At 66.2% G+C, this 14,383-nt stretch carries 14 protein-coding genes; 4 read left to right on the top strand and 10 right to left on the bottom strand.

Annotation, left to right across the window (positions count from 1 at the left end):
* Positions 1–145 precede the first annotated feature (145 nt).
* Positions 146–991, bottom strand: coding sequence for a pantoate--beta-alanine ligase (gene panC, locus AC13D8_RS11005; RefSeq protein WP_482968875.1), 846 nt, complete (start codon positions 989–991; stop codon positions 146–148).
* Positions 988–1,812: a 3-methyl-2-oxobutanoate hydroxymethyltransferase gene (gene panB, locus AC13D8_RS11000; RefSeq protein WP_482968874.1), complete on the bottom strand. Its 825-nt coding sequence runs from the start codon at positions 1,810–1,812 to the stop codon at positions 988–990. The genes panC and panB overlap by 4 nt, the downstream gene beginning before the upstream one ends.
* 195 nt (positions 1,813–2,007) lie before the next feature.
* Between panB and AC13D8_RS10995 the strand changes: the two genes are divergently transcribed.
* Positions 2,008–4,515 carry a GcvT family protein gene (locus AC13D8_RS10995; protein WP_482968873.1) on the top strand — a complete coding sequence of 836 codons (2,508 nt, stop codon included), beginning with the start codon at positions 2,008–2,010 and terminating at the stop codon, positions 4,513–4,515.
* Positions 4,516–4,545: 30 nt separating this feature from the next.
* Here the strand turns inward: AC13D8_RS10995 and AC13D8_RS10990 are convergent, their stop codons facing one another.
* The 4 genes from AC13D8_RS10990 to AC13D8_RS10975 form a co-directional block, all read right to left on the bottom strand.
* On the bottom strand, positions 4,546–5,283 hold the full coding sequence (locus tag AC13D8_RS10990) for a GH25 family lysozyme (RefSeq protein ID WP_482968872.1): 738 nt from the start codon (positions 5,281–5,283) through the stop codon (positions 4,546–4,548).
* Positions 5,284–5,366: 83 nt separating this feature from the next.
* Complete coding sequence (locus AC13D8_RS10985; protein WP_482968871.1) at positions 5,367–5,708, bottom strand: carboxymuconolactone decarboxylase family protein; 342 nt, start codon at positions 5,706–5,708, stop codon at positions 5,367–5,369.
* Positions 5,709–5,780: 72 nt separating this feature from the next.
* Positions 5,781–6,440: a DUF938 domain-containing protein gene (locus AC13D8_RS10980; protein WP_482968870.1), complete on the bottom strand. Its 660-nt coding sequence runs from the start codon at positions 6,438–6,440 to the stop codon at positions 5,781–5,783.
* A complete protein-coding gene (locus AC13D8_RS10975; protein WP_482968869.1) occupies positions 6,437–7,375 on the bottom strand; it encodes an aldo/keto reductase in 939 nt (312 codons plus the stop codon). Before AC13D8_RS10975 ends, AC13D8_RS10980 begins: the two co-directional genes overlap by 4 nt.
* A 110-nt stretch (positions 7,376–7,485) precedes the next feature.
* On the opposite strand from AC13D8_RS10975, the gene AC13D8_RS10970 reads away from it, so the two are divergent.
* The 3 genes from AC13D8_RS10970 to AC13D8_RS10960 are packed head-to-tail and all read left to right on the top strand — an operon-like array spanning position 7,486 to position 9,528.
* Positions 7,486–8,148, top strand: a complete 663-nt coding sequence (locus AC13D8_RS10970; protein WP_482968868.1) for a phosphatidylserine decarboxylase — start codon at positions 7,486–7,488, stop codon at positions 8,146–8,148.
* On the top strand, positions 8,145–8,888 hold the full coding sequence (locus tag AC13D8_RS10965) for a CDP-alcohol phosphatidyltransferase family protein (RefSeq protein WP_482968867.1): 744 nt from the start codon (positions 8,145–8,147) through the stop codon (positions 8,886–8,888). The genes AC13D8_RS10970 and AC13D8_RS10965 overlap by 4 nt, the downstream gene beginning before the upstream one ends.
* Positions 8,889–8,907: 19 nt before the next feature.
* On the top strand, positions 8,908–9,528 hold the full coding sequence (locus tag AC13D8_RS10960; RefSeq protein WP_482968896.1) for a class I SAM-dependent methyltransferase: 621 nt from the start codon (positions 8,908–8,910) through the stop codon (positions 9,526–9,528).
* Positions 9,529–9,584: 56 nt separating this feature from the next.
* On the opposite strand, the gene AC13D8_RS10955 is transcribed toward AC13D8_RS10960, so the two are convergent.
* From AC13D8_RS10955 to AC13D8_RS10940, 4 genes are read right to left on the bottom strand one after another with little or no spacing between them, the layout of a single operon-like run.
* On the bottom strand, positions 9,585–10,658 hold the full coding sequence (locus AC13D8_RS10955) for a BMP family ABC transporter substrate-binding protein (RefSeq protein WP_482968866.1): 1,074 nt from the start codon (positions 10,656–10,658) through the stop codon (positions 9,585–9,587).
* A gap of 23 nt (positions 10,659–10,681) precedes the next feature.
* Complete coding sequence (locus tag AC13D8_RS10950; RefSeq protein ID WP_482968865.1) at positions 10,682–11,596, bottom strand: ABC transporter permease; 915 nt, start codon at positions 11,594–11,596, stop codon at positions 10,682–10,684.
* Entirely contained in the window at positions 11,596–12,678 is a 1,083-nt protein-coding gene (locus AC13D8_RS10945; RefSeq protein WP_482968864.1) for an ABC transporter permease, read from the bottom strand. Before AC13D8_RS10945 ends, AC13D8_RS10950 begins: the two co-directional genes overlap by 1 nt.
* A 48-nt stretch (positions 12,679–12,726) precedes the next feature.
* On the bottom strand, positions 12,727–14,244 hold the full coding sequence (locus tag AC13D8_RS10940) for an ABC transporter ATP-binding protein (protein ID WP_482968863.1): 1,518 nt from the start codon (positions 14,242–14,244) through the stop codon (positions 12,727–12,729).
* Positions 14,245–14,383 lie beyond the last annotated feature (139 nt).

The following is a 14,383-nucleotide window of genomic DNA, read 5'->3' as shown; positions in this document are numbered from 1 at the left end:
GGCACCGTCAATCAGGACACTCTTGACCAGCGCGAATCTGCGCGATCCCGGCACCCGTCACATGGGGAAGACTCGCGCGCTTGTCCCGTCAGGAAATCCTTACCTTTTCCCCTCGGAGGCGCATTACGTTTTGTCACTCACCGGTTCAGGCGACGGCGATATTGTCGATCAGCCGCACCCCGGCGAGCCACGCGGCGGCAAAGAGCCGTGCGGGACGGTCGGGCGCGTCGAGGGCTGCAAGGTCGTTCTGCGCGCGCAGGTCAAGGTAATCCACGCGGGTGAACCCGGCCTTCTCCAGTCGCGCCACCGCCCTCTCGCGAAGAGCCGGGAATGCCTGTCCCGACCGCAGCCCCTCGACCAGCGCCTCCATCTCCTCGTGCAGGCGCGGCGCGGAGGTGCGCGCGCGGTCCGACAACAGCAGGTTGCGCGAGCTGAGCGCCAGCCCGTCGATATCGCGGATCGTCGGGCAGCCATGCACCGTCACGGGCAGGTCGAGATCGGTGGCCATGCGGCGCACCACCAGGAGCTGCTGGAAATCCTTCTCGCCGAAAAACGCGTCGGTGGCGCTGGTCTGGGTAAACAGCTTGGTCACCACCGTCGCCACCCCGTCGAAATGGCCGGGGCGGAATGATCCCTCCATCACGTCGGTCAACCCGCTGACCGAAATGGTCGTGGCGAAATTCGCCGGATACATCTGGTCAGCCTCCGGCACCCACAGCGCATCCACCCCGAATCGGGCCAGCTTTCGCGCGTCCTCTTCCTCGGTGCGGGGGTATTTATCCAGATCGGCAGCGTTGTTGAATTGCTTCGGGTTGACGAAGATCGTCACGATCACCCGGTCGCAACACTCTTTGGCCGCCGCCACCAGCGACAGGTGCCCGTCATGCAGCGCGCCCATCGTCGGCACCACGCCGATGCGCTCGCCGGCAAGCGTCCAGGGGCGGGTGGCGATGCGCAGGTCGTCGAGGCGTCGCAGGATCGGCGCGCTCAACTCGGCGACTCCTCGGCGAATCCGTGCTCCGGCGCGGGAAAGGTGCGCGCGCGCACGTCCTCGGCATAGGCGGCGATGGCGGCGGTGCCCGCGTCCCCCAACTCTGCATAGCGCTTGACGAATTTCGGCTTGAACTCGGTAAACAGGCCCAGCATGTCATCGACCACGAGGATCTGCCCGTCACAGCCAGCCCCCGCGCCGATACCGATCGTGGGAATGTCGATCCCGGCAGTGATCCGATCGGCCAGCACCGAGGGCAGCTTTTCCAGCACCACCGAGAACGCCCCGGCCTCGGCAACGGCGCGCGCGTCGGCCATCAGACGCTCGGCCGCCTCGCCACGGCCCTGCACCTTGTAGCCGCCCAGCGTGTTCACCGACTGCGGTGTGAGGCCAATATGCGCCATCACCGGCACACCCCGCGCCACCAGAAAGGCGATGGTCTCGGCCATGTGCTGCCCACCTTCGAGCTTGACCGCCGCCGCGCCCGTCTCGCGCATGATGCGCGCGGCGTTGCGGAACGCCTGTGCGGGGCTTTCCTCGTAGCTGCCAAAGGGCATGTCGATCACCAGCATCGCGCGCGACAGCCCCCGCGCCACCGCCTGCCCGTGCAGGATCATCATTTCCATCGTGACACCGAGGGTCGAGGTCATGCCGTGAACCACCATCCCGAGGCTGTCGCCCACGAGGACGAAATCGCAGGCCGCATCCATCATCCGCGCCATCGGCGTGGTGTAGGCGGTCAGCGAGACGATGGGCGCGCGGCCCTTCATCGCCCGGATGTCCTCGGGCAGGGGGGCGGTCTTGCGGGCGGTGGCGCTCATGGCTGTCGGTTCCGTGATGTCCGTGTTGGCGCGCTAGCTATCAAGCTGCGCGGGGGAAATCCACCTCTCTGTTATCGCACCGTGATCGGCGGGCAGCGTCGCTTTCGTGCGGCGTTGTGTCGGATGGGCTGCGCGTGATTTCACAGGATTGATAAACATCTGCCCAAAGACGTTATCCCAACGGAGTCGCACGCCATGAAAACCGAAGTCAAAGCCCTCGTCGTCGGCGGCGGAGCGATCGGTACCTCAATCGCCTATCATCTGGCCAAGGCAGGATGGCAGGACATCATGCTGCTGGAGCGCGACGAGCTGACCTCCGGCTCGACTTGGCACGCTGCGGGCCTGTTGCCGCTTTTCAACATGTCCTACGCCACCACGCATATCCACAAGTATTCGGTGGAATTCTACAAGACGCTCGAGGCCGAGACCGGGCTCAACGCCGGCTTTGCGGTGGTCGGCAACCTGCGCATGGCGCAGACCGACGAGCGCATGGACGAATACATGCTCTATGCCGCGACCGCCGAGACCTGTGGTGTGCCCTACGAGTGGCTGACGCCGGACGAGATCAAGGCGCGCTGGCCGCTCATCAATACCGAGGATCTCAAGGGCGCGATCTATCACAATACCGACGGCTATATTAACCCCGCAGATGTGACGCAGGCGATGGCCAAGGGCGCGCGCCAGCGCGGCGTGATGATCGAACGCAAATGGCAGGCCGATGCATTCCACTGGAACGGCGCGGCGTGGGAAGTCACCTGCACCAAGATGGTGGAAAAGGGCGGTAACCTCGTGCCCTCGGACGAGCAGATCACCATCACCGCCGAGCATGTCGTCACCGCGTCCGGTAACCATGCGCAGACCACCGCGAAGAAACTCGGCATCAAGATCCCCGCGATCCCGGTCGAGCATCAGTTCATCGTGATGGACAAGGATCCGGCGCTGGTCGAATATCGCGCGAATGGCGGGCAGGAGCACCCCGTGGTCCGCGATGCCGACGCGCAATCCTACGTGCGCGAAGAGCGCGGCGGCTGGATTCTCGGCGTCTATGAGAAAAACGCCCCCGCCTGCTTTGAATATGGCGTGCCCGACAGCTTCCGCGCCGATCTCTTCCCGCTCGACCTGGAGCGGATCGAAGAGCAGTACATGGCGATGATCCACCGCATCCCGTCCTGCGAGGAAAGCGGATTGAAGGACGATTTCAACGGCCCGATCTGCTACACGCCCGATGGCAACCCGCTGGTCGGCCCCGCACCGGGGCTGCGCAACATGTGGCTGGCCGAGGGCTTTTCCTTCGGCATCACCGCCGCGGGCGGCACCGGATATTATCTCGCGCAGATGATGGTCGAGGGCGAAGCCGAGATCGACATGGCGAGCCTCGATCCCAAGCGGTATTCCTCGAACTGGATGACCACTGAATTCGCCGCGCGCAAGAACGAGGAGGCGTATGACCACGTCTACATCCTCCACCACCCTGATGAAGAACGCCCCGCCGCCCGCCCGCTGCGCACCGTACCTGCCTATGACCGGCAAAAGGCGCGCGGTGCGCAATTCGGCTGGGTGAACGGCTGGGAGCGTCCCAACTATTTCGGGCCGTTGGATGCCCCCGAGAATTTCGACCACGACGCCCGCAGCTTCCGCCGTGGCGGCTGGTGGCAATACGCGGTGGAAGAGGCCAAGGCGATCCGCGAGGGCGTGGGCCTGATCGACGCTTCGGCCTTTACCAAGCATGTGGTCAAGGGCCCCGGCGCCACCGCGTTCCTCGACTGGTTCACCTGCAACAAGCTGCCCAAGGTAGGCCGGATCAACCTGACCTATGCGCTGACCGATCACGGCACCACGCGCACCGAATACACCATCGTGCGCATGAAGGAGCACGAGTATTACCTCGTCTCCTCCGGTGGCTGGACGGAATATGACGCCGACTACATGCGCAAGGCCGCCGAGGACAAGATGGCCGAGTTCGGCTATGTCGAAATCCAGGACGTGACCACCCAATGGGGCGTCTTTGCCATCGCCGGGCCGAAATCGCGCGACGTGCTGAACGAGGTCATCAAGGACGCCGATCCGGCCACCGCGCTTACCAACAAGCGGTTCCCGTGGCTGTCGGCGCGACGGATCGAGCTGGGCATGTGCCCGGTCAACGCCATCCGCGTGGCCTATACCGGCGAGCTGGGCTGGGAGCTGCATCACCCGATCGAGATGCAGAATTACCTCTTCGACCTGCTTGAGAGCGCTGGCGAGAAGCACGGGATGAAGCTGGTAGGCGCGCGCGCGCAGAACTGGCTGCGGCAGGAGAAATCCTACCGCGCCTTCGGCAACGAACTGGGCCGCGACGCGACGCCTCTCGAGGCCGACCTCCCCCGCTTCGTCGATCTCGACAAGGAGTTTCGTGGCAAGGAGAAGCTCGTGGAGACCGGCGTTCGCGTGAAATGCTGCACGCTGCTGATCGACGGGCCCGGGGACGCCGATCCGTGGGGCCGCGAGGCGCTCTACACACCCGAGGGCGAGCGGGTGGGCCGTCTCACCTCGGGCGGCTATTCGGTGGCCTTCGGTCAGTCCATCGGCATGGGCTATGTCCGTCCGAACCTTGCGGTTGAGGGCACGAAGCTACAGGTTCGCATGTTCGACAAGCTCTGGGACGCGACCGTTACCTGCGACAGCCCCTACGACCCGAAGAACGAAACCATCCGCAAGGATGGGTGAGCAATGACGGGGGCGCCTTCGGGCGCCCCCTCATTTTTCGTGCCGGCGCAACCATCGGCGCCACGCGCCCCGTGTGCCGCGAAACGCGTTGATGTCGACGCCGCCCGCGACCCCCGGAACCACTCCGGTGCCGGTGTATTGCCAGAATACCCAAGGTTGCCCCGGGTACACCTGGTCGGGCGTTTTCGCCACCGAACGCAGCCAGAACTCGGCGCGCACCTGTCCGATCCCGGTGACGGCGTAGAATTCCGGCGTGGTGTAGATGATCGGGCGCTGGCCGTAGTAACGCTCTATGATATCGAGGAAAATTCGCGCCTGCCTGCGCACCTCAGCCCCCGGTGGGCGGGTGGTGCAGGTGGGCGAGAACGGGTTCCATTCCATGTCGAGCACGGGCGGCAGGGTGCGGCCCCGGCGCGGCACGTTGCGGATGAACCAGCGCGCCTGCACCTCTGGCGGGGTGCAGAAATAGTAGAAATGATAGGCCCCTCGCGGGATGCCGTGGCGCGCGGCCAACTGCCAGTTTCGGTCAAAGCTGGGGTCCTTGACGTCGCCGCCCTCGGTCGCCTTGATCCAGGCGAAGGCCACGCCCGAGGCCGCAACGCGCCGCCAGTCGATCTCTTCCTGGAAACGCGCCACGTCGATACCATGCACCGCGTAGCGAGCGGGTCCTCGGGGCCCGAAATCCACAGGATCGTAATCGCCGAAGGGTCCGCCGGCCAGGGCGGGCAGGGGGGCGAGCCAAACACAAAGAGACAGGATACGCAGCATCGGTGGGCATCTCCGGGCGGAGGACTTGCGCCGATCCTAACCGCCCCGACCTTGCCGGTCAGCATGTTTCGCACGCCCGCGATTCAGGAACTTTCGGACAGCTCGTCAAAACAGGCCAGCGCATGCGCGGCATACATCATCGCCGGGCCGCCGCCCATCTGGATCGACATGGCCAGCACGTCGCCCACCTCCTCGCGGGTGGCCCCGGCGCGCACGAGCGCCTCGACATGCAGGCCGATGCAGGGCTCACAGCGGATGACGATGGACATGCCGAGGGCAAGGAACTCCTTGGTCTTGAAATCGAGTGTGCCACCCTCCTTGACCGCCTTGCCGAGGCCGCCGAAGGCGCGCGCCGTGTCGGGGATGAGCGCGTTCATCGCGCGCAACTCCGTTCTCGTGTCGTCGATTTTCACTTTCCAGCTCATCTCCGCGTCCTTTTTGCCGGGGGTCCTGCGATCGCAGAAAGCACCGGCAAGGCCGCGAGGCATTGATCCAGATCAGGTGAGGCGGCGGGCAGCGAGAAGAAGGTTGTTGGCGGGCAGGACGCGCGTCCCGCGCGAGGTCAGCCCGGCGGCCTCGATCCATCCCGCGACCTCGGCCACGTCCTTGTAACCGATCCCGGCGTCCTGGGCGCGCAGGCTCGCGTCAAAGCGGGCATCGCCCTCGGAGGTGGCCTGCCCGTCGCGCAGGAACGGGCCATAGAGGGCAAGGTGCCCGCCGGGTGCGAGCGCCTGCGCCGCCTCGCGGATTACCGTGCGCGCCTCGGGCGTGCTGATGAGGTGCAGCAGGTTTACCAGCACGATCAGGTCCTGCCCGCCATTCTCCGCCCCCCATCCCGGCGCGGTCGCGTCGAGCGGACGGGCTGGGGAAAGGTTGGGCAGGGCGGCCTCGGCCACGTAGGCGTCGATGCTGGCGCGGCGAGCGGGGTCGATTTCGGTCGGCTGCCAGTCGAGCCCGGGCATGGCGCGGGCAAAGGCCACCACATGCTGCCCGGTGCCCGAGGCGATTTCCAGCGCGCGGCCCGTCTCGGGCGCGATCTCGCGCAGCGCGTCGGTGATCGGTCCGGCGTTGCGCTCGGCCGAGGGGGCGTGCAGCTTGGCACCCTCGGTTTCATGCGCGACCGAGGCCATTGGCGGCAGGGTGCGGCGCGTACTCATGCACCCTCTTCCGTGCGATCGGTCGCCGGGGGCGGGGCCGGGGTGAGCGCAGCGAGCCGTTGATAGAGTGCGTCATCCATTTCGAAATCAATGGCCGCGAGCGAGGGCGCGATCTGCTCCGCCGAGCGGCCCGAGATGAGCGGGACTGGCCCGGCGGGATGGCCCGCAGCCCAGGCAACGGCCAGCGTTGCGGGGTCGGTGCCAAGCTCTGCGGCGATGTCCACCAGCGCTGTGGCGGCCTCCTGCATCCAGTCCTGTCCGTAGCGGATCGCGTAGCGTTCGTTGCCGGTGAGCCGCCCCGTTTCGCCGCGCGCGTATTTACCTGTGAGCAACCCGCCCGCGAGCGGAGAATAGCCCGCCACGACCATACCCTCGGAGGCGGCCATCGGCAGGATTTCGACCTCTGCCTGCCGCTTCACGAGGCTGTACATCGGTTGCAGGATCGAGATTTGAAGATCAAACCGAGCCGCGATGCAGGCAGCTTTCATCACCTGCCACGCGGCGAAATTGGACAGGCCCACATGGCTGATCTGTCCGCGCGACTTCAGGTCGGCGAAACACTCCAGCGTTTCCTCAAGGGCTGTGTCGGCATCGAAGCGGTGCAGGTAGAGGATATCAACGTGGTCCATCCCGAGCCGCTGTCGCGAGATGTCGAACTGCGCGCGGATATTGGCGGCCCCGGCCCCACCAGAGTAGCCAGCCTTGGTTGCGATCACGAGCCGGTCGCGATGCGGCGCGGCGAGTTTGCCGAGCAGCGTCTCGGCCGCGCCATCGGTATAGAGATAGGCGGTGTCGAAATGGGTGATGCCAGCGTTGAGGCAGGCGTCGAACATGGCGCGCGAGGCCGCCGCGTCCGCCGTGCCGCCGAATTGCATGGTGCCAAAGGCAAAGCGGCTGGCCGCGGTCCCGTCGGGAGAGGTGATCTGGATGCTCATGCGGTGGAGAGTGCCATGCGGTGGAACCGAAGAAAAGGTGTCGCCTTGCATCTGAAGGTCATGGGGCTTAGGCGATTGGAAAGGATATAGCGCCCAAGGACCATGCGCCCATGAAGATGCACGAGACCTTTATAAAGCCGATGCACCCCGAGGGGCGCCGCTTCGTCGCGATCTTTGCCGGGGTCGCGCTGGTGCTCTTCTTGCTGTGGGAGCCTTTGGGCTGGATCGGTTCGGGGCTGACGGTCTGGTGCTACTATTTCTTTCGCGATCCCGAGCGCGTAACGCCCACGCGCCCCGGTCTGATCGTTAGCCCCGCGGATGGCATCGTGTCGCTGATCGAGCCCGCCGTGCCCCCCGCCGAGCTCGGCTTGCCGGATACGCCGCTCACGCGGGTCAGCGTGTTCATGTCGGTGTTCAACTGCCACGTGAACCGCGCGCCGGTGGCGGGCCGGGTGACGAAGGTGGCCTATCGCCCCGGCAAGTTCCTCAATGCCTCGCTCGACAAGGCGAGCGCCGACAACGAGCGCAACGGCATCGTGATCGAGATGGCGGATGGCCGCGTGTTGCCGGTGGTGCAGATCGCCGGGCTGGTGGCGCGGCGGATCGTGTGTTTCACCGGCGAGGGGCACGAGATCGCGCGCGGCGCGCGGTTCGGGCTCATCCGGTTCGGCTCGCGGCTGGATGTCTACCTGCCCGAGGGGGTCGTGCCGCTGGTGCGCGTAGGCCAGACGATGGTCGCCGGCGAGACGGTGATCGCGGAGACCGGCACATGAGCCGCCCCCCGAGAAAGGAGCTGACGCTGGCGCAGCTTTTGCCGAACATGCTGACAGTGGCGGCGATCTGCGCCGGGGTCACCGCGATCCGGATGGGCGTGCAGGGCGATTACGTGCGTGCGGTGCAGCTCTTGCTCATTGCCGGGGTTCTCGACGGGCTCGACGGGCGGCTGGCGCGGCTCTTGCGCAGCACCTCGGCAATGGGGGCGGAGCTCGACTCGCTCGCGGATTTCGTCAATTTCGGCGTGGCCGCGCCGCTGGTGATCTATTTCTGGGGCTTGCAGGACATGCGCCACGCGGGCTGGATCGCGGTGCTGTTCTTTGCCGTGTGCTGCGTCATGCGGCTGGCGCGGTTCAACGTCAGTTCCCGCGAAGAGGGGGCCAAGGGCGGATCGGGGGCGTATTTCCAGGGGCTGCCCTCGCCTGCGGGGGCGCTGCTGGCAATGCTGCCGATGTTCTTTACTTTCGCCATTCCGGGGATGTCACCGCCGCCCGCGCCGCTGGTGGCGCTCTACATGGCCGGTGTCGGCCTGCTGATGATCTCGCCGGTGCCGGTGTGGTCCTTCAAGCGGACGCGGATTTCGCGCGAGAACGTGAAATTCTTCCTGCTGGCTTTTGCCTGCGTGGCCGCTGCGCTCACGCTCTTCACTTGGGCGGCGCTGATCATGATTTGCCTCGCCTATGTCGCGGTCGTGATCTGGGCGGCGGTGTTCTGGTATCCCAAGGATCGATCCTCATGAGCAACGGAGGGGTATGACGATGGATCTCGACGCGGTCAAGAACAGCTACGCCCGGTGGGCCCCTGTCTATGACGCGACTTTCGGCAAGATCACGCATGCCGGTCGCCGTGCGGCGGTGGCCTATATCAACGCGCGTGGTGGCGAGGTGTTGGAGGTAGGTGTCGGCACCGGCCTGTCGCTCGAGACCTATAACAGTGCGCTGTGCGTCACCGGCATGGATTACAGCGAGGACATGCTGCGCAAGGCGCGGGCGCGCGTGGCGAAACTGGGCCTCGACCATGTCGCAGAGCTGCGGCAGATGGATGCGCGCAGCCTCGAATTTCCGGATGCGAGCTTTGACACGGTAGCGGCGATGCACGTGCTGTCGGTGGTCCCCGAGCCCGAGCGCGTGATGGCCGAGATCGCCCGCGTGCTGCGCCCAGGCGGGCAGGTGGTCATCACCAACCATTTCCGCCACGAGCGCGGGGTCTGGGCCGGTCTGGCCCGTGCTGCCGCGCCGCTAGAGCGGGTGCTGGGCTGGCATTCGGATTTCGAGATCGACACGGTGTTGCAGGATCCGCGGCTGCATGTCGTTACCCGCCGCGACCTGCCCCCGATGGGGATGATGACATTCCTGGTGCTTGAAAAGCGTCTCAACTGACCGAAGAATAGCCCCGCCGGAACCGGCGGGGCTCTGGTCCTGCTTCTGTGGCGAGCTCAGTTGGGGATCTGACCACTGATGCCCTCGACATAGAAATCCATCCCCAGAAGCGTGCCGTCATCAGCGATCTCGCCCTCGGCCAGCCATGCGCTGCCGTCCTGGCGGTTGATCGGGCCGGTGAAGGGGTGATACTCGCCCGCCGCCATCGTCTCCTTGAGCGCCAGCGCACCGGCCTTGACGTCGGCGGGGACCGCGTCGGTTATTTCGCCGATCTTGACCATGCCCTCGTCGATGCCGTGCCAGACCTGCTGGCTCTCCCACGTCCCGTCAATCACGGCCTGCGTGCGGGCGATGTAGTAGGGCGCCCAGTTGTCGATGATCGAGGAGACGCGCGGGAAAGGCGCGTATTCGGCCATGTCCGAAGCCTGCCCGAAGGTGATCACGTCACCGGCTTTTTCCGCCGCCGCCTGCGGCGCGGTGGAATCCGTGTGTTGCAGGATCACGTCGGCCCCCTGCTCGATCAGCGCCTGCGCGGCGTCAGCCTCTTTTGGCGGATCGAACCAGGTGTAGGCCCAGATGATCTTGAACTCGACATCGGGGTTGACCTTTGCCGCGTGGATATAGGCCGCGTTGATGCCGCGAATGACCTCGGGGATCGGGTAGGAGGCGATGTAGCCGATGATGTTCGATTTGGTCATCTTGCCCGCGATATGGCCCTGCACCGCGCGCCCCTCGTAGAAGCGGGCGGAATAGGTGCTGACATTGGGCGCGACCTTGTAGCCGGTGGCGTGCTCGAACTTCACGTTTGGAAATTTCTTGGCGACTTCGAGCGTCGGCTCCATGAAGCCGAAGGAAGTTGTGAAGATCAGGTCCGCGCCTTGCAGCGCCATCTGCGTGATCGCGCGCGCGGCATCGGCGCCCTCGGGTACGCTCTCCTGGTAGACGGTCTCGACCGCGTCGCCGAAATGCTCTTCGACGGCGAGGCGGCCCTTGTCATGCTCGTAGGTCCAGCCGCCATCGCCGATGGGGCCGACATAGATGAAGCCGACCTTGGTCTTTTCCTGTGCGGTGGCCCCGGTCGCGAGACCGAGCGCGAGCGCAGCAGAGGTGAGCAGGCGGGTGAGTGTCATGTGGGGTCTCCCTGTTGTGGTTGTCATTGCGAGGCGTGGAAGATGCGACCCAGAGAGCCGGGGGCGCGGGACTTGTCCGCCGACATGATGACCAGCACGAGGATGGTGATCAAGTAGGGTGACATGGAAAGATATTCGACCGGGATGGCAAGGCCCGCTGCCTGAAGATTGAGCTGCAACACCGTGACCCCGCCGAAAAGCCAGGCACCGAGCAGCACGCGCCCTGCCTTCCACGAGGCGAAGACGACGAGCGCCAGGGCGATCCAGCCGGCACCTGCGGTCATGCCTTCGGTCCATTGGGGCACGCGGATGAGGCTGATATAGGCCCCGCCCAGCCCCGCGCAGGCCCCGCCGAACAGGATCGCCAGCACCCGCACGCGCACCACCCGGTAGCCGAGCGCATGGGCCGCGTCATGGTTTTCGCCTACCGCGCGCAGGATCAGGCCCGCGCGCGTGTATTTCAACATCGCCCAGATCGCCGCGACCAGTGCCAGCGCCAAGTAGACCATTAGGTCGTGGGAAAACACCACCCGGCCAAGAAAGGGAATGTCGCTCAGCGGGCCGAGATCGAGCCGCGGCGTCGGCGGTGGCTTGATGCCGACATAGCCCTGCCCCAGCAGCGACGAGAGCCCAAGCCCGAACAGCGTGAGCGCGAGGCCCGACGCCACCTGGTTGGCCAGCGCCAGTTGCGTGAGCAGGGCGAAGAGCAGTGCCAGAACGGCACCGCCCGCCGCCGCCGCGACAAAGCCAATCGCAGGCGAGCCGGTGTTCACCGCCACGGCAAAGCCGCAGATCGCCCCGGTGATCATCATCCCCTCGACGCCGAGGTTGAGAACGCCCGCGCGCTCTACCACCAACTCTCCCAGCGCGGCCAGCAGGATCGGTGTGGCCGCGACCACCAGCGCGGCCAGAAGCAGGGCCGGGTCGATCGCACCCATCACGCGACCTCCTTCTTGCGGATTCGGATGCGGTAATTTGTCAGAAGATCGACCGCCAGCAGGAAGAACAGCAGCATCCCCTGGAAAAGCTGGATCGCGGCGGCGGGCAGGCCCAGCGTCGATTGCGCCATCTCGCCGCCGATATAGGTGAGGGCCATCAGAAGCCCCGCAAGCGCGATACCCACCGGGTGCAGCCGTCCGAGAAAGGCCACGATGATCGCGGTGAAGCCATAGCCCACGTTGAAATCTATGCTGACCTGCCCGGCAGGCCCGGCCACCTCGAACATCCCCGCCAGCCCGGCAAGCGCCCCGGACGTGCCAAGGCAGACAACCACCAGCCGCCCGGGCCGCACCCCTGAAAAGCGCGCCGCGCGCGGGGCCTGTCCGGCCAGCCGGATCTGGAAACCGAGGATGTGGCGGCTGAGCAGCACATAGGCCGCTATCACCGCGATCACCGCGGCGGCCACCCCCCAGTGCATGCCGGTGCCCTCGATGATCTCGGCGTTGTGGGCGCTGGGATAGTCGCGCAGGTTGCGTGAGCCGGGAAAGCCGTGTCCGTCGGGATTGCGCATCGGCCCGAGCGCCATCGCGGCGAGAAGCTGCTCAGCCACGTAGACCAGCATCAACGACACGAGGATCTCGTTGGTGCCGAATCGCACTTTCAGCAGCGCCGGGATCATCGCCCAGGCCCAGCCTCCGAGCGCACCCGCGATTATCATCAGTGGAAACACCACCGCGCTGTCGAGTGGGTAGAGTGCGAGCCCCACCCCCGCCCCGGTGAGCGCGCCGAGGATATACTGGCCCTCGGCCCCGATGTTCCACACGCCTGCGCGGAACCCGAGGCTGAGTCCGATGGCGATGAGGATGAGCGGCGTCGCCTTGATGAGAAGCTGTGGCCGGTAGTAGAAGGCGAACTCGCCAAAGAGCGGCTTCCAGAAGATCGTGGCGATCGCCTCGACCGGGTCCTTGCCCAGCGCGGCAAAAAGCGCGCCGCCCGCGACCATGGTGACGAGGACGGCGAGCGGCGGCGTCGCCCATGTCCAGATCCGCGAGGGCTGCGGCCGCTTTTCTAGCCTCAGCATGGCGCGCCCACGGGCTTCTTCTTGGCAAAAATACCCGAATCCGCTGGTTCAGACATGCGCCACCTCCATGTCATGCGCGCCGCCCATCATCAGGCCGATTTCCTCCACGCTCAGCCCCGCGGCGGGGCGGGCGGGCGACAGCCGTCCCTCGTTGAGCGCCGCGAAGCGGTCGGAGATTTCCATGAGCTCGTCAAGGTCCTGGCTGATGCACAGGATCGCCGTGCCCTCGGCGGCGAGATCGAGCAGCGCCTGCCTGATCGCGGCGGCGGCGGCGGCATCGACGCCCCAGGTGGGTTGGTTGACGACGAACACTTCGGGCCGTTGCAGCACCTCGCGCCCGATCACGAATTTCTGAAGGTTGCCGCCGGAGAGCGCCCGCGCGGCGGTCTCGGGACCGGGGGTGCGCACGTCGAACCGCGCGATGACCGCCTCAGCGAAGGCGCGTGCAGCCCGCCAACGGACGAAACCGCGGGCGAGCAGCCCCTCGCGGTCGGCACCGGTCAGAAGGGCGTTTTCCGTGAGCGTCATGTCCGGGGCGGCGGCGTGTCCGAGCCGTTCCTCGGGGGCGGTGAGCAGGCCGCGACGCCGCCGCTCGGCGGGGCCAAGATGCCCCGCGGGCGCGCCGTGCAGCCGCACTGTGGGCGCATTGGTCGTGATCTCGCCCGAGAGTGCGGCGAGCAACTCGTCCTGCCCATTGCCCGCAACGCCGCCGATTCCGAGGATTTCGCCCCGTCTGACGGTGAAGCCGATCGACTTGAGCGCGGTGCCAAAGGCCGAGGGTGCGGGCAGCGACAGTTCCTCGACTTCGAGCGCTACCTCGCCCGGCGCGTGCGCCGTGCCCGTGGGCGTGGCGAAGGTCGAGCCGACCATCATCTCGGCCATTGCACGCGTCGAAGTCTCACGCGGGGTACAGGTGCCCACGTTGCGCCCCTGCCGCAGGATCGTGGCGTGATCGCACAGCGCGCGAATCTCCTCGAGCTTGTGCGAGATGTAGAGGATCGCCACGCCCTCGGAGGCGAGCCTGCGCAACGTCTCGAACAGTATCTTCACCTCTTGCGGAGTGAGCACCGAGGTGGGCTCGTCCATGATCAGCAGGCGTGGCTCCTGCAACAGGCAACGGATGATCTCGACGCGCTGACGCTCGCCCGCCGACAGATCTCCGGTGAGGCGGCCCGGGTCGAGCGGCAGGCCGTAGGTTTCCGACACCTCGCGGATGCGCGTGGCAAGGGTGCGCAGGGGCGGCGGGTGTTCCATCCCGAGCGCCACGTTCTCGGCCACGCTGAGCGCGTTGAAGAGAGAGAAATGCTGGAACACCATCGCCACGCCCGCCGCACGCGCCGCCGACGGGTTCGCGGGGGCGAAGGGCGCGCCGCGCAAGCTCATGCTGCCGCTGTCGGGCTTGACCAGTCCGTAGATCATCTTGACGAGGGTCGACTTGCCCGCGCCGTTCTCGCCCAGCAGCGCGTGAACCTCACCCTCGCGGATATCGAAGGACACCGCGTCATTGGCGATCACGCCGGGATAGGCCTTGGTCACGTCTGAAATGGAGAGCAATGTCTGCGTCACGCGTTCCTTCCCCGGTGGCGGTATCACCTGCCCACCCATGACTAGCCCAGTCGCGCCGCCCGCGGCAATGCCTTGCAGGAGACGGGAGGCGCAATGATCGGGAAAGCAGAAGGACCGGCGACCGCCCCCTTGTCGATCA

This window comes from Roseovarius sp. B-10, assembly GCF_056859295.1.
The sequence above is the reverse complement of the archived record's forward strand: the minus strand, read 5'-3'. Positions and strand labels throughout refer to the sequence as shown.